This is a genomic window from Brevundimonas sp. A19_0 (assembly GCF_017744255.1).
GTDB lineage: Bacteria > Pseudomonadota > Alphaproteobacteria > Caulobacterales > Caulobacteraceae > Brevundimonas.
In genome coordinates this window covers 52,501-75,819 of the sequence record NZ_JAGHQP010000011.1, presented here as the reverse complement: position 1 = coordinate 75,819, position 23,319 = coordinate 52,501, and the positions used below count along the sequence as shown (strand labels likewise).

Below are 23,319 nucleotides of genomic sequence, written 5' to 3'. Positions count from 1 at the left end.
ATGCAATGGCACGAGGCCGCTCCGGCCAAGGTCAATCTGTTCCTGCATGTCGGGCCGGTCGGCGACGACGGCTATCACCCGCTGTGCAGTCTGGTGGCCTTTGCCGATGTCGGCGACGGCCTGACGCTGGACCCGGACGGGCCGCCGGGACTGACGGTGGCGGGGTCGTTCGCAGATGCGCTCCTCGAAGATCCGGTCGGGCCCGGGGGCAATCTGGTGACCAAGGCCCGGGATGCCTTGCAGCGGATGACCGGCGTGGATGCCTCCGGCCTGTCGCTGACGCTGGACAAGCGTCTGCCCATCGCCGCCGGGCTGGGCGGCGGGTCGTCGGATGCGGGTGCCGTGCTGAGGCTGGCGCGGCGCTATCTGGCTCCGGACATGGATATGCAGGTGCTGGCCGGCGTCGCCGCCGTGCTGGGCGCCGACGGCCCCATGTGTCTGGCGGCCGTGCCCTCATGGGCCGAGGGCCGGGGCGATGTGCTGACGGTCGAGCCGCGCCTGCCGGCCCTTCACGCCGTTCTGGTCAATCCGGGCGTGCCCTCGCCGACGGGGGCGGTCTACCGCGCCTATGACGCCCTGGCGCGCGGCGAGGCCGACCGGCCGGCGCCGCCCGCAGCCTGGGACGCGGCGACCGTGATGGCCTGGCTGGCGCACCAGCGGAACGATCTGGAAGGGCCTGCCGTGCTCAACGCCCCCGCCATCGGCCCGGCTCTGGAGGCCCTGCGACTGGCGGGCGGGGCGCGGCTGGTGCGCATGTCCGGGTCGGGCGCCACCGTCTTTGGCCTGTACGACGATGCGGCCGACGCGGCCCGTGCGGCCCGGGCGATCGAGGCCGACCATCCCGGCTGGTGGGTGCGCGCCACGACGCTGGGCGCCGGACCTGCGGCTTAACCGGGCGCAAACCGGTGATCGGCTAGGCTTTCGCCATGAAAGCCCTCGGCCCCGACCTGATCGCCCGCTTCACCGCCGTCCGGGACTGTGTGTCCGCCGTGGACCGCGATACCCTGGCCGCGCTGGCGCCTGCCGCCGCCGAGTCTGCCGCGGCCTCGGCCCCGCACTGGGACTTTGACCAGCCCGGCCACCGCGTGGAAGAGGCCCTGCAGCAGGCCTTCGGCGACCGGCTGAGTGATGATCATCGTCGGGCCCTCATCGCCCACTATGCGCTGGACCTACCGGCCCGGATTGCAGCCGAGCACCTGCCCGAGGCCAGTCTGGCGCTCTATCCCGAATGGATCGGCCGGATGGCGGATTTCCTGACTGAGGCCGCCGACCCCTATGACCGCGATTTCTGGGCCAAGGATGTGCGGCTGTCGCTGGCGCTGAGCGTGCCGGGTGCCCGCACCCAGATGATCGACCTCTCCTCGCCGCTCGGGCCCGGACAGGTCCTGCGCCACGCCCGCGAGGGCTGGGGCTGGTCGGTGATCCCGGCCTATGCCGCCGCGCAAGCCTGGAAGCCCTGGCTGGAGGTCCATACCGAAAGCCGCGAACTGTCCGATTTCAACGCGGCCGGCTGGGACCGGGCCTGGGCCACCGCCGCCGAGATCCTCAAGACCCGTCCGCACATGGCCGGCATGCTGGGTTCCAGCTGGTTCTACGATCCGCCGCTGGAGACGATCAGCCCGCGTCTGGCCTATCTGCGCCTCAATCCGCTTCAGCACGGCGCCTTCATGGTCCATCAGGGCCCGGGCGAGATCCATACCGAGCGCGCGGCCACCAGCTCCCCGACGCGCAAGGCCCTGATCGAGGAAGGCAAGTACACGGCTCGCTCGTGGATCATGGCCTGGCCCCGCGCCGCGCTGATCCGCTGGGCCGATGCCCGGAAGGCCGCGGAAATCGCCGAGGCGGCCTAGGCCGCTGCCCGGGCCTGCGTCACGCATTCCGACCACGCCTGACCGATCGGCAGGATCGTCAGGCCGGCCTGTTTCGCCAGCGTCAGTACCCGGCCGAGATCGGCGGGGGTGCAGCCATAGGGCGTCGGGTGGTCCGAGACGTCATGGGCATAGGCGGTCAGCCAGCCCCGGTTCGTCGCCGCCTCGGCCATCATCGCCTCAAGGTCGTAGCCGGGCAGGCGGCGGCTCTCCATGCCGAAGCTCTTGATCAGCATACGGTCCTCGCGGCCGACGTTCAGACCTTCGCGCACGCCGCGCGCCAGATCGAAGCGGGGCCGCAGGGCGCGCTTGGCGCCAAGGGAAGCATCGCCGAACGGGTAGGCGAAGGTGGTCATGCGATAGCCGTCCAGCCGCTCTGCCACCCAGCGGGCGTTGCGATCCAGGCTTTCGGCCAGCGCCGGGCTGTCCAGCCGCAATACGCTGTCGTGGCCAAAGGTGTGGCAGCCGACCTCGTGGCCCGCCGCATACAAGGCCTGCAGTTGCTCGGTCGTGAACTGGGGCAGGTCGAGATTGGTGCCGCGCTCCAGCCCGCCGCAGACGTAATAGGTGGCGAGAACCCCGTGGTCGGCCAGGATCGGACCGGCCTCGGTCCAGGCGTTCTCCGGGAAGTCGTCGAAGCTGAGGCTGAACAGGCCGCGCGCAGGCGCGACAGTCACCGGCTCGATCTCCAGATAACGGGCGGCACGCCTGCGGAATTGGTCCAGTTGTCTCATGGCCCTATCCTGCCCGGCGACGTTTAAGGAACGGTGCAGTCGCCTTGTCGCCACGGCCCGGCGCGTCTAGGGTCCGCCGCCTTCTTCCCCGGACGAAATGCCAGACGTGACCACCGAACCTCTTTCGTTTCAGGACCTGATCCTGACCCTCCACAAATACTGGGGCGATCAGGGGTGCGCGATCCTGCAGCCCTATGACATCGAGGTAGGGGCGGGCACCCTGCACCCGGCCACTGTGCTGCGCGCGCTCGGCCCGCGCCCGTGGAAGGCCGCCTATGTCCAGCCCAGCCGCCGCCCCGGCGATGGCCGCTACGGCGAAAATCCCAATAGATTACAGCACTATTATCAGTACCAAGTGATCCTGAAGCCGAACCCGGAGGACCTGCAGGCCCTCTATCTCGGCTCGCTGAAGGCCATCGGGATCGACCCCGCCCTGCACGACATCCGCTTCGTCGAGGACGACTGGGAAAACCCGACCGTCGGGGCCTGGGGTCTGGGCTGGGAGGTCTGGTGCGACGGCATGGAGGTGACGCAGTTCACCTATTTCCAGGGCGTCGGCGGGATCGAGGTCGATGTGGTGTCGGGTGAGCTGACCTACGGGCTGGAGCGTCTGGCCATGTATGTGCAGGGCGTTGATAATGTGTACGATCTGAAGTTCACCAAGGAGGGCCTGACCTATGGCGAGGTCTTCCTCGAGAACGAGCGCCAGCAGTCCGAAGCGAACTTCCACGGCTATGACGTCGACGGGCTGAAGCGCCGGTTCGAGGACATGGTGGCCGAGGTCGAACGCTTCCTGGCCATGAAGGGCCCGCAGGGGCAGGCCCTGGTGCTGCCCGCCTATGACCAGGTGCTGAAGGCCTCGCACCTGTTCAATCTGATGGACGCCCGCGGCGCCATCGCCGTCGCCGAACGCCAAAGCTACATCGGCCGCATCCGGGACCTGTGTAAGGCCTGCGCCACCGAATGGGTCGAGCAGGAGCGAAGCCGGGCATGATCGGAGGCGATCACACGCGTCCCTTCCCCCTCGATGGGGGAAGGGCCGGGGATGGGGGTGCTGCGACGCCGCGTCCCCGCCACGCGCCGGGAGCCGTGCCGCGTGCTCGCAGGCTGCGCCGGGAACAGACCGTGGCCGAGCGCCTGCTGTGGCAGCGGCTGCGCCTGAAAAAGATGAACTTCCGCCGACAGGCGCCCATCGGACGGTTCGTGGTCGATTTCGTGCAGTTCGAGACGCGTCTGGTGATCGAGGTTGACGGCTACCACCACCAAAGGCTGGAGCGTCAGGCGCAGGACAAGCTTCGAACCCTGTGGCTGCAGTCGCAGGGCTTTCGCGTGATCCGCTTTGAGGAAAGCCGGGTCCGAAACGATCTGGATGCCGTGATCGAAGAGATCCTTGCTCAGGCGGCGCCACCCCCAACCCCGACCCTTCCCCCATCCAGGGGGAAGGGCGCAGATAGATACGACGTCCGCTAAATGCCCCAGCTTCTTGTTGAACTGTTTTCCGAAGAGATCCCGGCGCGCATGCAGGCCGGGGCGGCGCGTGATCTGGAGCGGATGGCGACCGATCGGCTGAAGGCCGCGGGCCTGACGTGGGAGGCGCTGACGACCTTTGCCGGACCGCGGCGGCTGACGCTGGTGGTCGAGGGACTTCCGGCAGCGACGCCCGACCGCGAGGAAGAGATCAAGGGGCCCAAGACCAGCGCCCCCGAACAGGCGCTGGAGGGCTTCCTGCGCAAGACGGGACTCGCCCGCGACCAGCTGGTCGAGCGGGACGGCGTGCTGTTCGCCGTGATCTCGGAAAAGGGGCGGGCGACCGCGACCCTGATCCCCGAGATGGTCGAGCGGATCGTGCGCGACTTTCCCTGGCCCAAATCGATGCGCTGGGGCACCGGGAGCCTGCGCTGGGTGCGGCCGCTGAAGCGGATCGTCTGCCTGTTCGACGGGGCGGTGGTGCCGTTCGCCATCGACGGCATCGCTCCCGCCTCAAGTAGCGAAGCGGTAGGCGGACTAAAAAGCGGCGATACGACCGAGGGCCACCGGTTCATGGGCTCGGGCAAACCGTTCGCGGTCAAGGATTTCATCGACTATCGCGCGAAGCTGGAGCGCGAACATGTGCTGCTGGACGCCACCGACCGGCGGCTCAAGATTCTGGAGGCGGCGCGGGCCGTCTGTCACGCCAAGGGGCTTGAGCTGGTCGACGACGACGGCCTGCTGGACGAGGTTTCGGGCCTGGCCGAATGGCCGACGCCGATCCTGGGCGCCATGGACCCGCAGTTCCTCGACCTGCCGCCCGAGGTCATCCGCCTGTCGATGAAGGTGCACCAGAAGTATTTCGCGGTGCGCGATCCAAAGACCGGCGGGCTCGCCCCCAACTTCGTCGTGGTCGCCAATGTCGAGGCGACGGACGGCGGCACGGCGCTGGCCGCCGGCAACAGCCGCGTGCTGTCCGCCCGCCTGAACGACGCCCGCTTCTTCTGGGATGAGGATCGCAAGGTCGGCTTTGACGTTTGGCTGGAGAAGCTGAAGGGCGTCACCTTCCACGCGAAGCTGGGGACCATGGCCGAGCGGGTCGACCGCATCGCCGCCCTGGCCCGCGAGATCGCCCCGCTGGTCGGCGCCGACGCCGATCAGGCCGAACAGGCTGCCCGTCTCGCCAAGGGCGATCTGGCCTCCGGCATGGTCGGTGAGTTCCCTGAACTGCAGGGGATCATGGGCGGGTACTATGCGCGGCTTGCCCCCACCCCCGCCCTCCGGGCGGACCCTCCCCACACGGGGGAGGGAGACGGCACAGATCTCCCTCCCCTTGATGGGGAGGGTGGCCGCGCAGCGGACGGGTGGGGAGACGCCATCGCCGACGCCGTCCGCGACCACTACAAGCCGCAGGGCCCGAACGATGCGGTGCCCACCGCGCCGCTGACCGTCGCCGTCGCCCTCGCCGACAAGCTCGACACCCTGGTCGGCTTCTTCGCCATCGACGAAAAGCCCACGGGTTCGAAGGACCCCTTCGCCCTGCGCCGCGCCGCGCTGGGGGTCATCCGGCTGGTGCTGGAGAATCGCTTGTCCGTCTCGTTGAAGGGCCTGCTGGCCGAACAGATCCGTGCTTCGACCGAGTTCAACATGAGCGTGACTTTGGGAGGTGAAGAACGGAAGGCTAGCCTTGATATCTTCCGTGGGCAGACTCTTTTGCGGAAGTACGACTACGTCGGAGTTGAAGGCCTCAGTGACCGACACGGCGAACTCGCACAAACCGACGCCAAAGCGTTCACCTACGCACAAGCGGACGACCTCCTCGCCTTCTTCGCCGACCGCCTGAAGGTCCTGCTCCGCGATCAGGGCCAGCGCCACGATCTGGTGGATGCGGTGTTTGCACTCGGCGACGACGATCTGGTCCGCATCGTGCGGCGGGTCGAGGCGCTGGGGGCCTTCCTCGAGACCGAGGACGGCGAGAACCTGCTGGCCGGCTACAAGCGGGCGTCGAACATCCTGCGCGCCGAGGCGAAGAAGGGCGACCTGCCGGAGGGCGCTCCCGTTGCGCTGGACGGCGCGCCGGCCGAGGAAACCGCCCTGATCGCCGCCGTGTCGAAAGCGGGGGCCGAGGTCGATGTGGCGCTGGCCACCGAGGACTTTGCCGCCGCCATGACGGCGCTTGCCGCCCTGCGCGCGCCGGTCGACGCCTTCTTCACCGCCGTGATGGTCAACTCTGACATCCCCGCCGAGCGCGACAACCGCCTGAAACTGCTGGGCCAGGTCCGCACCGTCATGGGCCGCGTGGCGGATTTCGGAAGGGTGGGGGGCTGATCCTTCTCCCCTCGGGGGAGAAGGTGGCTCGCGGAGCGAGACGGATGAGGGGGCGATTGAACCCGACTCGTCCGACCGCCGATTTTTCGCTACCGTCCCCCTCATCCGTCGGCTTCCAGCCGACACCTTCTCCCCCGGGGGGAGAAGGGGAGGGACGATGCATCAGTCGCCGGACAAGACCCGCCGGGCGCGACGTCTGAGATCAGATATGTCGCTGGCCGAGACGCGCTTCTGGCAGATGGTTCGGGATCGCAAGCTGGACGGGTTGAAGTTCCGGCGACAGGCGCCACTCGCTGGAGTGACAGTCGACTTCTACTGCGCGGAGCTGAAGCTGATCATCGAGCTGGACGGGGGTGTGCATCGCCTCCGCGAGGCCGAGGACGCCGCGCGCGACGAGCGGCTCAGGTTGGCGGGCTTTGACGTGATCCGCGTCGGCAATGAAGCCTTCCTGAGTAATCCGAATAGGCTGTTTGCGGCGATCCGGCGGCGGGCGGAGCAGATGGGAAAACGTCTCCCTCATTCATCAGGCCTCGCCTGATACCGTCTCCCCGAGCAGAGACAGCTTCTTCTCGAAACGTCACACGCGCTCACGGATTGTTACGGGTGCGGCCTCGCCTTCGCGGGTGCGGCGCGCTAGTCAGAACCGGAGCAGTGAGGCGAGGACGGGCACGATGACTCAGTGGGTGTATGGCTTTGGCGGGGGATCGGCTGACGGTGAGTCGTCGATGAAGAACCTGCTGGGCGGCAAGGGGGCCAATCTGGCCGAGATGTCGTCGCTGGGCCTGCCCGTGCCGCCGGGCTTCACCATCACCACCGAGGCCTGTGTCCACTATTTCTCGAACGGGCAGAGCTATCCCGACGCCCTGGCCGATCAGGTGAAGGCCGGCCTGGCCAAGGTCGAGGCGATCACCGGCAAGACCTTCGGCGATGTGAAGAACCCGCTGCTGGTCTCGGTGCGGTCGGGCGCGCGGGCGTCCATGCCCGGCATGATGGACACGGTGCTGAACCTGGGCCTGAACGACCAGACGGTCGAGGGTCTGGCGGCCCTGTCGGGGGACCGACGCTTCGCGCTGGACAGCTATCGCCGCTTCATCACCATGTATTCCAACGTCGTCCTCGGCCTGAGCCATGACGACTTCGAGGAAGTGCTGGACGACCACAAGGATCGTCTGGGCGTGACCATCGACACCGATCTGGATGCCGACAACTGGCAGGCCGTGATCGCCGACTATCTGGCCGTGGTCGAGGACCGGCTGGGCCAGCCCTTCCCGCAGGATCCGCACGATCAGCTGTGGGGCGCGATCGGCGCCGTGTTCGACAGCTGGATGAACGACCGGGCGAAATTCTATCGCCGCATGCACGACATCCCGGAAAGTTGGGGCACGGCGGTCAACATCCAGTCGATGGTGTTCGGCAATATGGGCCAGACCTCGGCAACCGGGGTGGCCTTTACCCGCAACCCCTCGACGGGCGAGGCGCGGCTGTATGGCGAGTTCCTGATCAATGCCCAGGGCGAGGACGTGGTGGCGGGGATCCGCACGCCGCAATCGCTGACCCGCGCCGGCCGCGAGGAGATGGGCGAGACGGCTCCCTCGATGGAAGAGGCCATGCCCGAGGTGTTCCACCAGTTCGTCGATGTGGTCGGCCGGCTGGAGAGCCACTATCGCGACATGCAGGACATCGAGTTCACGGTCGAGCAGGGCCGGCTGTGGATGCTGCAGACCCGCAACGGCAAGCGCACGGCCAAGTCGGCGCTGAAGATTGCGGTCGACCTGGCCTCCGAAGGCGTGATCTCGGAGGAGGAGGCGGTCAGCCGTGTCGAGCCCTCGGCGTTGGACCAACTGCTGCACCCGACGCTGGATCCCAAGGCCGAGCGCCATGTCGTGGCGGCGGGCCTGCCGGCCAGCCCGGGGGCTGCGACCGGCAAGGTGGTGTTCGACGCCGATGAGGCCGAGCGCATGAGCCAGCTGGGCGACGCCGTCATCCTGGTCCGCGAGGAGACCAGCCCCGAGGACATCCACGGCATGCATGCGGCGCGCGGCATCGTCACGGCGCGCGGCGGCATGACCAGTCACGCGGCGGTGGTGGCGCGCGGCATGGGGCGCCCCTGCGTCTCGGGCGCGGGCGAAATCCACATCAATGAGAAGGCCGGCACCTTCACCGCCCGGGGGCGAACCTTCAAGGCGGGTGAGGTGATCACCATCGACGGCGGCAAGGGCGAGGTGCTGGACGGCGCCGTGCCGATGATCGAACCCGAGCTGACCGGTGACTTCCAGACGCTGATGGCCTGGGCAGACAAGGTGCGCCGCCTGAAGGTCCGCGCCAATGCCGAGACGCCGCTGGATGCCAAGACCGCGCGCGGCTTTGGCGCCGAGGGCATCGGCCTGTGCCGGACCGAGCACATGTTCTTCGATGACACCCGGATCGCCGCCGTGCGCGAGATGATCCTGGCCGATGACGAACAGGGCCGGCGCGCGGCGCTGGCCAAAATTGCGCCGTTCCAGAAGGCGGACTTCGCCGAGCTGTTCCAGATCATGGCCGGCCTGCCGGTCACCATCCGCCTGCTCGACCCGCCGTTGCACGAGTTCATTCCGCACAGCGAGGCGGAAATGGATGCGCTGGCCGAGACGCAGGGGCTGGATGCCGCCAAGCTGAAGCGCCGCGCCAAGGAGCTGCACGAGACCAACCCCATGCTGGGCCACCGCGGATGCCGGCTGGGCGTGGCCTATCCGGAAATCTACGAGATGCAGGTGCGCGCCATCCTCGAGGCGGCGCTGGAGGTGCAGGCCACATCGGGCCAGGCACCGCTGCCGGAGATCATGCACCCGCTGGTCGCCATGGGCCTCGAGATGAAATATCTGCGCGAGCTGACCGACCGGACAGCGAAGGCGGTGTTCGAGGATACCGGCCAGTCGATCGCCTATCTGGTCGGCACCATGATCGAGCTGCCGCGGGCGGCCCTGCGCGCCGGTGATCTGGCCGAACATGCGCAGTTCTTCAGCTTCGGCACCAATGACCTGACCCAGACGACGTTCGGCATTTCGCGCGACGACTCGGGCCGCTTCCTGCAAGCCTATATGGACAAGGGGATTTTCGAGGCCGATCCCTTCGTGCGGCTGGACCGCGACGGCGTGGGCGACCTGATCTCCATTGCGGCCGAGCGTGGTCGGGCCGTGCGCGGCGACGTCAAACTGGGCATTTGCGGCGAGCACGGGGGCGATCCGTCGTCGATCGCCTTCTGCGAGGGCGCCGGGCTGGATTACGTCAGCTGCTCGCCCTACCGCGTGCCGATCGCCCGCCTTGCCGCCGCCCAGGCCGCTCTGGACGCCCGCTCGGGCACCGAACGCGAGAAGGATCGGTAGGGCGCATCTGTCACCTTGCGCGGATGGCGCCCGTTCGCCATCTGTGACGGACCGCTACAATCCATCCTGACCCGCCGACGGAGGCCCGATGCCGCACGCCGACAGCCTGATTCTGACTCTTGTCGGCGGTTTCGTCCTCGCCTTTGTGTTCGGCATGATCGCCAACCGGCTGAAGCTGTCGCCGCTGGTCGGCTATCTGCTGGCCGGCGTGGCGGTCGGCCCCTTCACGCCGGGCTGGGTGGCGGATACCGAGCTGGCGCCGCAGCTGGCCGAGATCGGTGTGATCCTGCTGATGTTCGGGGTCGGTCTGCACTTTTCCCCGACCGACCTGATGCGGGTGCGCAAGGTCGCGGTGCCGGGCGCCCTGTTCCAGATCGCGTCGGCGACCGTCCTCGGCTGGGCGCTGGGCCGGTTTGCGCTGGGTATGGGCGATGTCGAGGCCCTGCTGATGGGCTTTGCCCTGTCGGTCGCCTCGACCGTGGTGCTGCTGCGTGCGCTGGAGGAGCGGAAACAGGTCAAGGGCGATGTGGGCCGGGTGGCGGTCGGCTGGCTGATCGTCGAGGATCTGGTGATCGTGCTGGCGCTGGTCATGCTGCCGCTGCTGGTGCTGCCCGAGGGACAGGCGCTGGATCTGGCGGGGCTGGGCCAGGACCTGGTCTGGACGCTGGGCAAGGTGGTGGCCTTTGTCGGCCTGATGCTGGTGGTCGGCGGGCGGGTGCTGCCCTGGTTGCTGGTGCGGATCGCCCACACCCGCTCGCGCGAGTTGTTCACCCTGGGCGTGCTGTCGATCGCGCTGGGCATCGCCTGGATCGCCTATGCGGTGTTCGGGGCCAGCTTCGCCCTGGGCGCCTTTGTTGCCGGACTGGTCCTGAACGGCACGCCGCTGGGCCACAATGCGGCCGAGCGGTCTCTGCCCCTGCGCGATGCCTTTGCCGTGCTGTTCTTTGTCTCGGTCGGGATGCTGTTCGATCCGACGATCCTGATCGAGCGGCCGCTGGCGGTGGTGGCGGTGCTGGGCATCGTCATCGTCGGCAAGTCGCTGGCGGCGCTGGCAATCACCACGGCCTTCCGGCTGGACCGCGCCACCAGCCTGACGGTCGCCGCCAGCCTGGCCCAGATTGGCGAGTTCAGCTTCATCCTCGCGGCCCTGTCCATGTATCTGGGCGCCATGAGCCGCGAGACGCACGACCTGATTCTGGCGGCGGCCCTGCTGTCGATCACGCTCAATCCGGTGGTGTTCGCCCTGATCGACCGGATGGGCGGCCGGCCCGCACCCGTCAGGGAACCGGCTGCGCCGCAACCGTGATGCGATCCCGGGGCAGGGCCTCGGGGTGTTCGGCCTTCAGCCAGGCGATCATCTGTTCGCGAATCGCACAGCGCAGGTCGAAGGCATCGCCGCCGTTGCGCGCGCTGGCGAGGCAGCGGACCTCGATCACCCGTTCGCGAAGATCCGTGACCTGCAGGACCATCACATCGCCGTCCCACAGGGGCGAGGGGCGGACGATGGCTTCCAGCTTCTCGCGCATGGCCTCGATGGGGGCGGCATAGTCCAGATAGAAGAAGACGCTGCCGATCAGGGTCGCCGAATCGCGGGTCCAGTTCTGGAAGGGGTTCTGGATAAACCAGGTCAGCGGCAGCACGACGCGACGCAGGTCCCAGAGACGCACCACGACATAGGTGGCGGTGATTTCCTCGATATGGCCGAACTCATTTTGAACGATGACGGCGTCGTCGATGCGAATCGGCTGGGTCAGGGCGATCTGGATGCCGGCGATCAGATTGGTCAGCAGGGGCTGGAGCGCCAGACCGACGATAATGCCCGCCGCGCCCCCGGCCGCCAGCAGGCTGACGCCCCACTGGCGGAAGCCGCTGATGGTCATCAGGGCAAAGGCGATGGTGAAGACGATGATCAGGGTCGCGGCCGCCCGGCGCAGGATCCGCACCTGGGTCAGGTGTTTGCGGGCGATCAGATTGTCGGCGACGTCGATCCGGTATTTGCGCAGGTGAAGGGCGGCGGCGATGTCCAGCGCGACCATACTGCCCCAGCCGACCGTGATGACCATGCCGATGTGCAGACCCTGTCGCAGCAGGGCGGCCAGTTCTTCCCGAAGGGGGAGCAGCGGCGAGACCAGGCTGATCGCCAGCAGCACCAGGGCAAGACGGGCGGGCCGGCGCGTCCGGCTGACGAGGGAGCGCCAGAAGACATCGCCCTGCTTCACCACCCGGCGCACCAGCGCCACGCCCAGCGCGTGAACGATCAGGGCCACAGCGAGCGCGCCGCCCAGCAGAATCAGCGACTGGCCCCACGGCGGCAGCCAGTCGAATCGCTCGAGGGCTTCGGCCCATGCAGCAGCGACGTCTGTCATCGGATTGCCGGCAGATCGGTCATCTGCAGGGAAGGGGCGGGGCCGCAGAGAGTTCCGAGGTGCCGATGCTCAGTGCGGCCCCGTGTCGTTCAGAGCACGCCGATCATGGAGGCGACCAGCGGGTGCCGGACGATGTCGCGCTCAGCCAGGTGCACCACGGCGATGTCCGGCACCTGTTTCAGCTTTTCGGCGATGTCCGACAGGCCCGAGACGCCGGGCAACAGGTCCGACTGGTGCGGGTCGCCCGTCACCACCATGGTCGAATTCCAGCCCAGCCGCGTCAGCAGCATCTTGAGCTGGACGTAGGTGCAGTTCTGCGCCTCGTCGACGACCACAAAGGCGTTGTTCAGGGTGCGCCCGCGCATATAGCCGATGGGGGCGATCTCGATGGCACCCTCGGCCATCAGGGCCTTGACCCGCTTCATCGACAGCCGGTCGGACAGGGCGTCGTAAAGCGGGCGCAGATAGGGGGCCAGCTTGTCCTCCATGTCGCCGGGCAGGAAGCCGATCGACTCGCCGGCCTCGACGGCGGGGCGCGACAGGACGATCCGGCCGACGCGGCCCGCTTCCAGCGCCTCAACCGCCTTGGCCACGGCCAGATAGGTCTTGCCGGTGCCCGCCGGGCCCAGCGCCAGCACCATATTGTGGTCGTCGATGGCCTCCATCAGCCCCGCCTGACCGTCGGACTTGGGCTTGAGCGTCTTCAGATAGGCCTGGTCGCGGTCATCGTTGGAGGGATAGGGCGACCAGCCGGAGCGCTGATTCCCCCGACCATTCCCCACATGCGGCGGCAGGCGCCGGACCTTGGCCTCCTGAATGAACTCCGGCGTATCGAGGACGCCGAATTCACGGGCGGCTTCACGGGTCTGACGCTTGAGGGCTGAACGCTTGGTCATGGACGCCTCCAGGGCATGAAAAAAGGCGACACCGAAACGGCATCGCCTGACTGGGCTTGGGGGAGGAAATCGCGACGGATGGCTGCGCGACGACCGGGGTCGGGACGGAGGCCGCCAGGGGCGGCCCGATCCTTGGGGGGAATGTCGTTCAACGGGTGAACCCGTCGAGCCCGGCACGCCATGCGCCACCTCCGAAAGCGACTGCACCGGATAAAACCCGGCGGCGAGGCCGGGACCCGAAGGTCTCGAATCGCCTCAACATCCTGAGGCTAACGTGGTTTAAGGAGTGTTAAACCCCTTATTTGCTGAATATAGAGGCGTATTCGGATGAGTGTTTACACATTGGGCGACAAGAAACCCCAGCTTCCTCCCGAGGGGGAATACTGGATCGCGCCGAACGCCACCGTCATTGGTGACGTGATTCTCAAGCCCGGTGCCAGTGTCTGGTTCGGGGCGGTGGTGCGAGGCGACAACGACCCGATCACCATCGGCCGCGACACCAATATCCAGGACGGCAGCGTCCTGCATTCGGACCCGGGCGAGCCCCTGACCATCGGTGACGGGGTGACGGTCGGCCATATGGTCATGCTGCACAGCTGCGAGATCGGAGACAACAGCCTGATCGGCATCGGCACCGTGATTCTGGGCCGGGCGAAAATCGGCAAGAACTGCCTGATCGGTGCCAATACCCTGATCACCGAAGGCAAGGAGATTCCCGACAACTCCATGGTGGTCGGTCAGCCGGGGCGGGTGATCCGCACGCTGGAGCCCGGGCAGATCGAGGCACTCGAGGCCTCGGCCGCCCACTATGTCGCCAACTGGAAGCGCTATGTGACCGATTTGTCCGAGGCCTAGGCCACGCGGCGGCCCTGTAGGGCGACCAGCTGCGGCCGGGACCGGGGCGGTTCGCCCACCGCCAGGCTGGCGTGGGCCGACAGGCGGGTCGGCGGCCGGCTGACGGGGCGCTCCAGACCTCGCGGGCGATACAGGCCGACAATCCGGTCGGCGCGGCCACCGGGCCCCCGCAGCGGGACCAGCGGCATCTCGATTCCGCCGGGCAGGCGCGGGCAGTCCCCCGTCAGGATCACCGGCCGGATTTCGTGAAGCGTCTGCGCCAGCGCCGCCTCGACCAGCGGCAGGGAGGCCCGGTCCCACAGCTCGCTCCACGCCCGTCCGCCCAGAGGGCGGCCATGCAGGGCCTCGATCCAGTCTCCCGCCAGCCGGATGCGGCTGTTGCGCGGGCGATAATCGAGCAGGAACAGCCGCGTCACCAGCGGCCCCAGCGACAGGGCGTCCAGATCCTGGCGATCGGGAATGCGTCCGGCCCCCGGGAGCGCCGCCCAGGTGTCGATCAGCCGTCTTGTCTCAGCATGAAACATTCCGTTCGCTCCGGCCCGATTCGCCGCAAGGGCAGGGCCAGAGCCGCGCACAACGGAATCGAAAGGGTTTTGTCGCCAAGGTGCAGGCTGAACGGCCCGGTTCTTGCTGGATCAGGCCGACCGGACACTGAAGGAGACCTGCGCATGCGGGTGCGGATCATCCAGGGACTGGCGGCGATGGCGGGCTTCTTTGCCCTGCTGTCGGTTGCCGATTCGGCCCAGGCCCAGTGCAACTCGGGCTGTCAGCCCCCGCCGCCGCCGTGCTGTCAGCCGCCGCCTCCGCCCCCGCCGCCTCCGCCGCCGATTCCCTGCTGCCAGCAGCCGCCGGCGCCGCCGTGCTGCGGCAACGGCGGCAATATCAATGTGAACGTCAATGTGAACGCGAACGCCAATGCCTCGGCCTCGGCCCGGGTGAATGCGCGCGCCGGCTCGACCGTCGTGGTCGGCGGGGGAGGGGGCGCCTACTTCAGCTCCACCCCGCGCTATCCGACGACCATTCAGGGCCTGAACGTCGAGGGCGGCCGCGTCCGTCAGACGATTCGCGTGCCCTATACGGCCATGCGCCGCTTCGAAAAGCGCGTGATCATCCAGGCTGTCTGTCTGGACGATCGCAATGTGCCCCATCCCGCGTCCCAGGTCCGGCCCGACCGCGAGGTGTTTCAGGACTATGAGGGCGAAATCTATCGCTGCATCGCCGGCACCTGGCTGCAGATCACCATCGCCGACTATCAGGGCGAAGAGCGATTCGACCACGGCGAGACCCTGACGTGCCGCAAGGGCGAGGCCCTGTGGTACGGCGGCCGCGAGAGCTTCATGGAATGCCGCCCGCAGCGCCCCGAGCGGGACTGTAACGAGCGGTCGCTCCTGCGCCGCTACGGCGCGGGCATCAAGATCCTGACCCTCTATCGCGAGGAGAGCTACACCGAGTACCGCGAGGAGATCATCGAGACCGAAGGTCTGGCCGTATCGGGCGCGTTCCTGATGCTGGACGGTGGCGTCGGCTCGCGCGGCTACTGATCCCTGACGGGCGGGTTCAGCCCCCCTTCAGGTGCCATATCGCAAGGTACGGGAGATCGGCTCCGTCGATCGTCCTGAGAGAAACTGGCCCCGGAATCGCTTCCGGGGCCTTTTTTCTTATTCGGCGGAGGCTTCGGCCTCGGCGCGCGGGGTCACCTGGATGCGGTAGGCATCCGACGGCACCAGATACTTCCGGGCGACGGCCTGCAGGTCCGCCGGCGTGGCCGATTCGATGTCGCTGATCGCCGAGCGCAGGGTCGGCAGGCGATCCGGATCGGTCTGGGCGTCCTGAAGCTCCGCCATCCAGAAGGCGTTGGTGTTCTGGTTGCGGCGCATCGATTCGATCCGCGGGTTGCGGGCGCGGTCCAGCTCGTCCTGGGTGACCGGATTGGCCACGAGCTCGGCGGCGATCGCGTCGACGTCGGTGAAGAAGCCGGCCAGCTTTTCGGGCGGAGCCTCAATGGCCGCCGACATATAGCCGTAGCCCTCGAAGGTGCTGGAGGCGCTGGTGCTGACCTGCGGCGAATAGGTCACCGCCTGGCCTTCACGCAGTTCGTCGAGCAGGCGCAGCCGCAGGACGTCGGCCAGCAGGCGCACCATGCGGGCCTCACGCGGGTTGGTGAAGTTGTCGCCGGTCGGCCAGGCGACAAAGCCCATGGCCTGGTCCGGGCGACCGCCGTGCTTCAGCTCGATCGGCTCGGTGGTGCCGGCCGGGAAGGTCGAGGTACGGGCCTCGGCCGAGGGCGCCGCAGCCGGGCCGCGCGCCGGCAGGCTGCCAACGGTCGCGGCAACCGACTGGATGGCCGAATCGACATCGACGTCGCCGACGATGATCACCTCGATCGGGCCCTGCGACAGATCACGGCTGACCATGGTGCGCAGATCGTCCAGCGACCAGGACGAGACCTGCTCGAGGGTCGGGATGGTCCAGCGGGCGTCGCCCGAGCGCAGCAGACCCGAGGCGTCGCGCGCGAACACGCCGCCGGTCGTGGCATCCAGCTGCGGCAGGACCAGGCGGAACTGGCCGCGAGCCCGCTCGAACGGCTCGGGCCGCCAGCCGGCGTCGGTCAGATAGGCGGTCAGCACCTGCAACTGCAGGTCCAGATCCTCGGGCCGGGTCGTGCCGGACAGGCGATAGGCGTCTTCATCGGCGGACAGGGAGGCGCTGTACACGCGACCGGACAGAACGGTCTCCAGTTGCTCGGCGGTCAGCTGACCGAGCCCGCCCTCGCTGAAGGCGGCCCCCAGCGCGAGGGCGGCGGTCGGCTCGTCCGTCGGCAGGGACAGGAAGCCGGTGCCCGTCCGGATCGAAACCAGCACCTGGTCGTCCGTGAAGTCAGTCGGCTTGATCGTCAGGCGTACCCCGTTGTCGAAGGTGACGAAGGTGGTGCCGATGTCCTCGATCATCTCCGTCGAGGTGACCGTGCCGGGCGTTCCGAACTGGGTGTAGGGCCATTCCGCGCGGGCCTCGGCGGCGCGGGCCGAAACCTCGGTGCGTTGCGAGGCTTCATAGGCGGCCAGGATGGCCTCATCGCCGCCCTCGATTGCCTCGGGGCCGGTTACGAAGATCAGCGGGCCCTGACCGGTGAAGGTCGAACGCAGGGCGGTATTGACCTCGTCCACCGTCAGGCCGGCGACGACGCTCTCGAAGATTTCCAGATCGGTCGCGGGCGAGGTGAAGACCTCGTCGTTGTTGACCGAGCTCGCGAGGCTGTTGGCCAGACCCGGCGTACGGCGGGTGGCGGCGCCGGCGACGCGTTCCTCCAGCGCCGTGCGAATCTCGGTGATCTCGCGATCCAGCTCTTCCTGGGTGACGCCGAATTCGACGAGGCGACGCTGTTCCTGTTCGATGGCGGCCAGTGAACCGGCCCAGTTTCCGTCCTGATAGACGGCCGTCACGCTGGCCACTTCGGCCGAGTCGAACAGGTTCGAATTGCTGCCCGAGGCGCCGATGAAGGGCGGGTTCTCGCCGCGCGCCATGCTCTGCAGACGGCGGTTCAGGACCTGCAGGCCCAGGCCCTCGATCAGGTCTTCACGCTGGGTCGCCAGGGTGTCGGGGCGGGTGTCAGCCGGATTGACCCAGGTGATTTGCACACTGGGTTGAACCCCGGCCTCGGTGTAGGAGCCGGCCTCCAGACCGCGCGGCTGGACGGTGCCAAGCTCGGGCTCGGGGCCATCGGCCGCCGGGTTTTCCCAGTCACCGAAGGTGGCCACGATCTTGGCTTCCATGACGTCGACGTCGAAGTCACCGACGGCGATCACCGTGGTCCGCGCCGGGCGGTAATAGGCGCTGTAGAACTCGACGAAACGCTCGCGCGGCGCATTGGCCAGCACGGTGGTGGAGCCGATCGGCAGGCGGTCGGGGACCAGCTGGTCCTTCAGCAGGAAGTCGAGCTGGGCGATCACCGAGCGCAGGCCCGGTCCGGCGCGGGTGCGCTCTTCCGACAGGACGATGCCGCGCTCGCGGTCGATGGCATCGGCGCCCAGAGTGGCATTGCCGACCATGTCGCGCAGGATCATCAACGAAGTATCGACGGTCTCGTCGTCGGTACGCGGCAGGTCCAGCTTGTAGACCGTCTCGTCAAAGCCGGTGGACGCATTGGTGTCGGCGCCGAAGGCCAGGCCCAGACGCTCCAGCGTCCTGGTCAGCTCGCCCTCGGGAATATTGGTCGAGCCGTTGAAGGCCATATGCTCCATGAAGTGCGCCAGACCCAGCTGGTCGTCGCGTTCCATGAGAGAACCGGCGTCGATCCGCACTCGCAGAGAGGCCTGTCCCGGCGGGGTGGTGTTGCGGACGATGGCGTAGCGCACCCCGTTGGGCAGCTGGCCGAAGCGGACGGCGGAATCGGCGGGAATGTCGCTGATCTCGTGCGCCCACGGGTCGGAGGGGCGCATGGCGTTGGCCGAGACGGTGGCCGTGTCCTGGGCCATGACCATCGAGGGCAGGCCCGCGCCGGCCAGGACGGCCAGGCTGGAGGCGGCAACAAGCAGAAGGCGGCGGGGGGATCGCATCAGAGAGCTCCTTTGGGATCGCGGCCCGGCGTTTTCACTGGAAAAGCGGGGACATAACGAACAGCAGGCCCGGAAACAGGCCGTCAGGAGCACCCTAGCGGAGGGAAGGCCCGGTTTAAACGACCGGCCCGGAAATATTAACGCGAGTTAATCCCCGCTGCGCGACACATAGAAGGTCGCGGCATTGCCGACAGCGTTGGTGCCGGTGATCACGGCGCGGTTGGCGCCGGACGTGGTGGTCTGGGCCGTGGCGCTGACATTGCCGTTGTTCGTCTGGCTGTTGGTCGCGGTAATATAACCGGCGCAGTCGGCACAGGCGAAGCCCGTCACCACATTGCCCGCGGCATCGGCGCCGACATAGGCGTCATAGCCCTGGGCCCCGGCGAACTGGGCGTTCACGGCCACTCCACCGGTGTTGATCTGGGTGTTGTCGATCTCGACATAGATGTCGTTGTTACCGACCGAGACCTCATTGGCGACGCCGCGGGCATAGGATTCGCCCGAGCCATAGTCATAGGCGGTCACGATCGCCTGCGACTGGATCTGGCTGGAATTGTCCTGGCGGGTGGTCGCGGCCACCGATCCGCCCTGGTTGGTCAGGACTGCCCGGTTGGCCCCGGCATTGGCGCGCCCGGCCAGATCCCAGGCATTGCCGGCATTGGCGCTGACACCGGAATCGATGATGCCGCCGGTCGAGCGCTGGTCGATCGTCATATTCTGGCCGGTGACCGAGGTGCCGGTCACCGCCACCACATTGGCCACGGCCTGGGCGGTGAACTCTGCCTCGGCCGGGATGTACTGGGTCGCGGCATAGTTGGAGGCGCGGACATTGGCGTCCGACCACTGCACCAGCGTGCCCTCGAAGGAACTGCGCTCTCCGCCCATGGCCGCCGTGTTGGCGATGGCCGAGGTGTCGACATAGGCCCCGCCCAGCAGGCGCTCGTCGCCCTGGTCCATGGTCGAGGTGGCGACGATCTCGACCTCGCTGACTGTCTGGGCGGAATCGACCGCGAGCGTGGCGTCGTAGGCGCTCAGGCCCAGATAGTTGCCATTGGCCTGAGTGACGGCGCTGACCACGCCATCGGTATCGCCACCCAGTACGAAGGTCGTATCGGCGCGGACATCGCCCTGCATCGTCTGGATCGAGGTGACGCTCATGTCGCCGCCCTCAACCCCGCCGGCCAGGCTGTTGCCGGTGGCCGAATTGCTGACGGTCACCTGTTCCGAGGAATCGATCACGTCCAGCGTCTGTTCGGCGAACACGTCGCCGAACTGGATCTGCTCATTCAGGACGATCGACGGGTCCTGGTCCTGCGCGGCAGCCTCAGTAGCGACTGCGGCGCACGTCACCGTCGCGGCGATCATGCCAGCGAGACGGATCGGCGCGTGTCTGGCCATTGTTCGTCTCCGTATTGGGATAGGCGGGGTAATAGTTGCCCGTGGGGCCATAGGTGTCGCGCAGCAGTTCATTGCGCGTATCGAGGCAGATCTCTGGGCCGGGGGCGCCGTACAGATTGGCCATGATTTCAATGACCGCGCGTTCCACGAGTGCGCGGACGGCCAGTTGGACGGGCTCGAAGCCGCCTTCGCCTGCCGAGATGTCGAACACATTGCCGTTCAGGAAGTCGAACACGCCCGACGAGATTTCGTGGCCGACGATCTGCTTCTGGTAGGAGACCACATCGACGATCTCGAGCGAGGTCGTTTGAACGAGGCGCAGGTCCAGCGCCACGTTCATGATGTAGGTGCGGCCCTGGAAAACGCCGGAGAACGGGGTGTTGGTGTCCGCCTCCCCGCCGCCGACATCAAAGCCCGACGAGCGGATATTATAGTTCACCTCGGTGATGCCACCGACGATATAGAAGTCCGAGCCCGGTACCTGGCCGGCCAGGATACGGCGGTAGCCCGGGTCATCGACGGCGCCCGTGCCCTCGTCACCGATCAGCTTGTTGTTGGCATAGCGCAGCTCCAGCTCGGACACCGAAGTGTCCAGCCGCTCGACCAGAACAGCTCCGGACTTGGCCAAGGCTGTTGTTGCCATCACCGATGCCCCGCCGGTGATTTGACGCCCGCCGTCCGCCGATATTGTTCCCGTATAGTCCGGTATTGCGCCGACCGCGATGCGCGGCGAGGGCAGATTATAGGTCCGCGCATAGTCGGCCAGGCAGTACAGGGCGGTGGAATAGGCGGTCGGATTGGCCGTCACCGGGGCATTGCCGATGGGCGCGGCATAAAGGCCGTTGCTGCCGGCGGAGGGGACGCAGCCGCTCAGCAGCGCCGCTGCCGCGCAGGCCGCCGTGGCCGGTTTCAACCAGCGAAAGGTCGGAAGTGCGCTCATGGCAGGTCGATCGTTCCGTTCAGCGCCGTCCCGGCCGTGACATCGCCCGTATTGGTCTGGGTCGAGTTGACGATCACCGTGTTCCAATTGCCCTGGACCACGACGTTCAGATTGTTGCCGATGGCCGTGGCGCCGCCGATGGTCGTGCCGCCGTTGCCGTTGCCGTTCGATCCCCAGTTGCCCCAGCTGCTCACGCCGCCGCTGCTCTGCGAATAGGCCGAGGCGCCGGTCTGGATCAGGCCGTTGACGATCAGCCGGTTGCCGTTCTGGTCGCGGGTCGAGCCGGTCTGGGGCCGCGCTGTCGTATAGCGCGCACCACCGTAGCCGGCCTGATAGCTGCCGGTGCCCGCGCTGCCCGCCGACTGGGCATGGGCGGCGGCCGGCAGGGCCAGAAATGTCACTGCAGCCGCAGCCGCCAGTTTGAGTCGCATGAGGCGCTCCCGCGCTGTCTGGTCTGTGGGGCAGGCACAGCAAGCCCCGTGCCAAAATGGATCATGGTTATTAAGAAGCGCTTGAGATTGCGGACCGGCGCGCGCATCTCAGGCCCATGAACAGCCAGCCTTGGGGTTCCGGCCCGCTCCAGCCGCAGCCCCCCGTCCGCGAACCGATCCTGAAGATTCCGGCCGCCGCCCTGTTTCTGGCCCTGTCGATGCCGCTTCTGTACGCCGTGCAGCTTCAGTTGCCGGACGGAGGGCTGAACTGGGCCTTCTATCCTGCCGACCTTGCACGCACGCTGGGGCTGCCAGGGCTGGTCACGGCCATGCTGCTGCATGCCAGCTGGAGCCACGCCGCGCTGAATGCGGTGACCTGTCTGTGCTTTGCGCCGCCCGTTGCGCGCATGCTGCCGGGCGGGCGGGGCGCCGCCGTGTTTCTCCTCTTCTATACAGGGTGCGGGATCGTCGCCTCCCTGGGGTATGGCTTGCTGCACCTGTCCGGCACCGATCCCATGGTCGGAGCTTCCGGTGCGGTATCGGGCCTGCTGGGCGCGGCCCTGCGCCTGATGGGCCGTCCGGCCTGGGCGGGACCGGGCCCAATGAAGGACCGCCGCGCCCTGACCATGTTGGGTGTCCTGATGGCCATCAACGTGGCCGTCGGCCTGATCGGCTATGCCCCGGGCACCGAGGGGGCGCGTATCGCCTGGGAAGCGCACGCCGCCGGCATGCTGGTCGGCTATCTGACGGTCGGGCCGCTGTTCCGTCGCACGCGCCGGTGGCTGCCGCTGGTGGGCTGAGAGGCCCCGAATCCCTCCGGATTTGCGTAACCGGCGGGTCTGAGCGATCCTTGGTGCGCGAGCGGCCCGGTCCGCGGTCGTTCAGGTCTCGTCAGGGAGGAGCGACGCATGCTGGTGACCGAGATTCTCAAGGACAAGGGCGACGCCGTCTTCTCGGTGGCGCCGGACCAGACCCTTCTTGAGGCCTGCAGCGAAATCCATTCTCGCCGGATCGGGGCCGTCATGGTCTGTGACGGCGACCGCGTGGTGGGCGTGCTGTCCGAGCGGGACGTCGTGCGCGCCGTGGCGCGGGAGGGGGCAGGGGCCCTGTCCCGTCCGGTCTCGGCCTATATGACGGCCGAGGTGGTGTTCGCCGAGCCGACCGAGACCGTCACCATATTGATGGAACGCATGACCGACCGCCGCATCCGTCACCTGCCCGTGCTGAAGGACAGGCGGCTGATCGGCGTGATCTCCATCGGCGACATCGTGAAGTGCCAGATCGCCGAGGCCACGCGCGAGGCCGAGAGCCTCAGGACCTATATCGCCGCAGGCTGACGGCAGGCGCCTGAAAGATGCCGGAATTCGGCGACCCTGAGTCTTTCAGAAAATCGTCATGAAAGGCCTTTTCGGGGTTGCGGTCTGAAAGTCCCCCTCGTATATCGCCGCCTCGCTCGGAAACGGGCCGACGACGGAACGCGGGGCGCCACGGCGCACAGTGATCCAGGTGGAAAAAGAGCTTCGAAGTTCTTGCTTCCTTCAATGTCTTCGGTTAGGTTCCGCGCCTTCGATCGAATCGTCGGATCGCCCTCGGGGAGGTGCCTACCATCTCCCCCTGGTGCTTTGCGGCCTGGTCACCTGAACGGGTTGAACGGGCAGCAAAAAAACTCCGAAGGTTCGGTTGACACGGGAAAGGCACCTCTCTAGAGACGCCGCTCCCGCCGCCCACGGGCCTCTCGAGGCTCCCACGGCGGACCGGTGAAAAAGTTCTCTTCGGGGCGCTTGACACCAACAACCGAGGCGACTACATCGCCGCCTCCGCCGCAGCCGGGCGCTAAACGGTCGGGCCGCTCCGGTGGCTCACGGTCTTTGAAATCGTTGATCTGGAAAGAGAAACGCAGGCGGCGGTGTTCTGGCGTCGGTTCCACGGAACCGACATCGACACTGACATCTGCGGTCTTTTTGAAAAGACATACCATGTAACCGGTCTTCGGATCGGTGAACGTGGGATCTCGTCAAGAATACGTAGAACTAATGCCAGACGGCCTTCGGGTCGTCATGCTTAGGTCAGAAGTCAACTCAACCTGAGAGTTTGATCCTGGCTCAGAGCGAACGCTGGCGG

The 23,319-nt window shown here is 67.3% G+C and carries 20 protein-coding genes and 1 rRNA gene (1 of these 21 only partly in view); 13 read left to right on the top strand and 8 right to left on the bottom strand.

Translation table 11 applies throughout. The features are described 5' to 3' along the window. Positions 1–891 (top strand): 4-(cytidine 5'-diphospho)-2-C-methyl-D-erythritol kinase, encoded by an 891-nt coding sequence (locus tag J7346_RS10910; RefSeq protein ID WP_209119960.1) that lies wholly within the window; start codon positions 1–3, stop codon positions 889–891. A 35-nt stretch (positions 892–926) separates the two neighbouring features. After that, a complete protein-coding gene (locus J7346_RS10905) occupies positions 927–1,850 on the top strand; it encodes a hypothetical protein (protein ID WP_209119959.1) in 924 nt (307 codons plus the stop codon). Here J7346_RS10905 and J7346_RS10900 read toward each other — a convergent pair. Then, entirely contained in the window at positions 1,847–2,602 is a 756-nt protein-coding gene (locus tag J7346_RS10900; protein ID WP_209119958.1) for a polysaccharide deacetylase family protein, read from the bottom strand. The two genes, J7346_RS10905 and J7346_RS10900, sit on opposite strands and share 4 nt — an antisense overlap. A 106-nt stretch (positions 2,603–2,708) precedes the next feature. Here J7346_RS10900 and J7346_RS10895 point away from each other — a divergent pair, with 106 nt between their 5' ends. The 6 genes from J7346_RS10895 to J7346_RS10870 all read left to right on the top strand — a co-directional run bounded on the left by J7346_RS10895 (position 2,709) and on the right by J7346_RS10870 (position 11,065). After that, positions 2,709–3,596, top strand: coding sequence for a glycine--tRNA ligase subunit alpha (locus J7346_RS10895; protein ID WP_209119957.1), 888 nt, complete (start codon positions 2,709–2,711; stop codon positions 3,594–3,596). Positions 3,597–3,691: 95 nt separating this feature from the next. Next, positions 3,692–4,072, top strand: a complete 381-nt coding sequence (locus tag J7346_RS10890; RefSeq protein WP_348521498.1) for an endonuclease domain-containing protein — start codon at positions 3,692–3,694, stop codon at positions 4,070–4,072. Continuing rightward, positions 4,073–6,397, top strand: coding sequence for a glycine--tRNA ligase subunit beta (gene glyS, locus J7346_RS10885; RefSeq protein ID WP_209119955.1), 2,325 nt, complete (start codon positions 4,073–4,075; stop codon positions 6,395–6,397). It begins immediately after the preceding gene. Positions 6,398–6,554: 157 nt separating this feature from the next. Further along, entirely contained in the window at positions 6,555–6,935 is a 381-nt protein-coding gene (locus J7346_RS10880; RefSeq protein WP_209119954.1) for a DUF559 domain-containing protein, read from the top strand. A gap of 133 nt (positions 6,936–7,068) precedes the next feature. Beyond that, on the top strand, positions 7,069–9,759 hold the full coding sequence (gene ppdK / locus J7346_RS10875) for a pyruvate, phosphate dikinase (protein WP_209119953.1): 2,691 nt from the start codon (positions 7,069–7,071) through the stop codon (positions 9,757–9,759). A gap of 88 nt (positions 9,760–9,847) precedes the next feature. Next, complete coding sequence (locus tag J7346_RS10870; RefSeq protein ID WP_209119952.1) at positions 9,848–11,065, top strand: cation:proton antiporter; 1,218 nt, start codon at positions 9,848–9,850, stop codon at positions 11,063–11,065. Here J7346_RS10870 and J7346_RS10865 read toward each other — a convergent pair. After that, on the bottom strand, positions 11,037–12,125 hold the full coding sequence (locus tag J7346_RS10865; protein ID WP_209119951.1) for a mechanosensitive ion channel domain-containing protein: 1,089 nt from the start codon (positions 12,123–12,125) through the stop codon (positions 11,037–11,039). The genes J7346_RS10870 and J7346_RS10865 overlap by 29 nt on opposite strands. 89 nt (positions 12,126–12,214) lie before the next feature. Next, positions 12,215–13,033 (bottom strand): PhoH family protein, encoded by an 819-nt coding sequence (locus tag J7346_RS10860; protein ID WP_209119987.1) that lies wholly within the window; start codon positions 13,031–13,033, stop codon positions 12,215–12,217. 315 nt (positions 13,034–13,348) lie between these two features. Between J7346_RS10860 and J7346_RS10855 the strand changes: the two genes are divergently transcribed. Further along, the gene (locus J7346_RS10855) at positions 13,349–13,876 is read left to right on the top strand and encodes a gamma carbonic anhydrase family protein (protein WP_209119950.1); all 528 of its coding nucleotides are present in this window, start codon (positions 13,349–13,351) and stop codon (positions 13,874–13,876) included. On the opposite strand, the gene J7346_RS10850 is transcribed toward J7346_RS10855, so the two are convergent. Next, positions 13,873–14,400 (bottom strand): PAS domain-containing protein, encoded by a 528-nt coding sequence (locus J7346_RS10850; RefSeq protein WP_209119949.1) that lies wholly within the window; start codon positions 14,398–14,400, stop codon positions 13,873–13,875. The genes J7346_RS10855 and J7346_RS10850 overlap by 4 nt on opposite strands. Positions 14,401–14,544: 144 nt before the next feature. On the opposite strand from J7346_RS10850, the gene J7346_RS10845 reads away from it, so the two are divergent. Continuing rightward, entirely contained in the window at positions 14,545–15,417 is an 873-nt protein-coding gene (locus tag J7346_RS10845) for a hypothetical protein (protein WP_245157804.1), read from the top strand. A gap of 117 nt (positions 15,418–15,534) precedes the next feature. Here the strand turns inward: J7346_RS10845 and J7346_RS10840 are convergent, their stop codons facing one another. The 4 genes from J7346_RS10840 to hfaA form a co-directional block, all read right to left on the bottom strand. Further along, on the bottom strand, positions 15,535–18,429 hold the full coding sequence (locus J7346_RS10840) for a M16 family metallopeptidase (RefSeq protein WP_209119948.1): 2,895 nt from the start codon (positions 18,427–18,429) through the stop codon (positions 15,535–15,537). Between the two features lie 147 nt (positions 18,430–18,576). Beyond that, the gene (hfaD, locus tag J7346_RS10835; protein WP_209119947.1) at positions 18,577–19,827 is read right to left on the bottom strand and encodes a holdfast anchor protein HfaD; all 1,251 of its coding nucleotides are present in this window, start codon (positions 19,825–19,827) and stop codon (positions 18,577–18,579) included. Further along, positions 19,754–20,767, bottom strand: coding sequence for a holdfast anchoring protein HfaB (gene hfaB / locus J7346_RS10830; protein WP_209119946.1), 1,014 nt, complete (start codon positions 20,765–20,767; stop codon positions 19,754–19,756). The genes hfaD and hfaB overlap by 74 nt, the downstream gene beginning before the upstream one ends. After that, positions 20,764–21,198 (bottom strand): holdfast anchoring protein HfaA, encoded by a 435-nt coding sequence (gene hfaA / locus J7346_RS10825; RefSeq protein ID WP_209119945.1) that lies wholly within the window; start codon positions 21,196–21,198, stop codon positions 20,764–20,766. The genes hfaB and hfaA overlap by 4 nt, the downstream gene beginning before the upstream one ends. 116 nt (positions 21,199–21,314) lie before the next feature. Here hfaA and J7346_RS10820 point away from each other — a divergent pair, with 116 nt between their 5' ends. From J7346_RS10820 to J7346_RS10810, 3 genes are all read left to right on the top strand, one after another. After that, positions 21,315–21,998, top strand: a complete 684-nt coding sequence (locus J7346_RS10820; RefSeq protein ID WP_209119944.1) for a rhomboid family intramembrane serine protease — start codon at positions 21,315–21,317, stop codon at positions 21,996–21,998. A 108-nt stretch (positions 21,999–22,106) separates the two neighbouring features. Next, complete coding sequence (locus tag J7346_RS10815; RefSeq protein ID WP_209119943.1) at positions 22,107–22,535, top strand: CBS domain-containing protein; 429 nt, start codon at positions 22,107–22,109, stop codon at positions 22,533–22,535. Positions 22,536–23,277: 742 nt separating this feature from the next. Then, positions 23,278–23,319 (top strand): 16S ribosomal RNA (locus J7346_RS10810) (it continues 1,421 nt past the right edge of the window).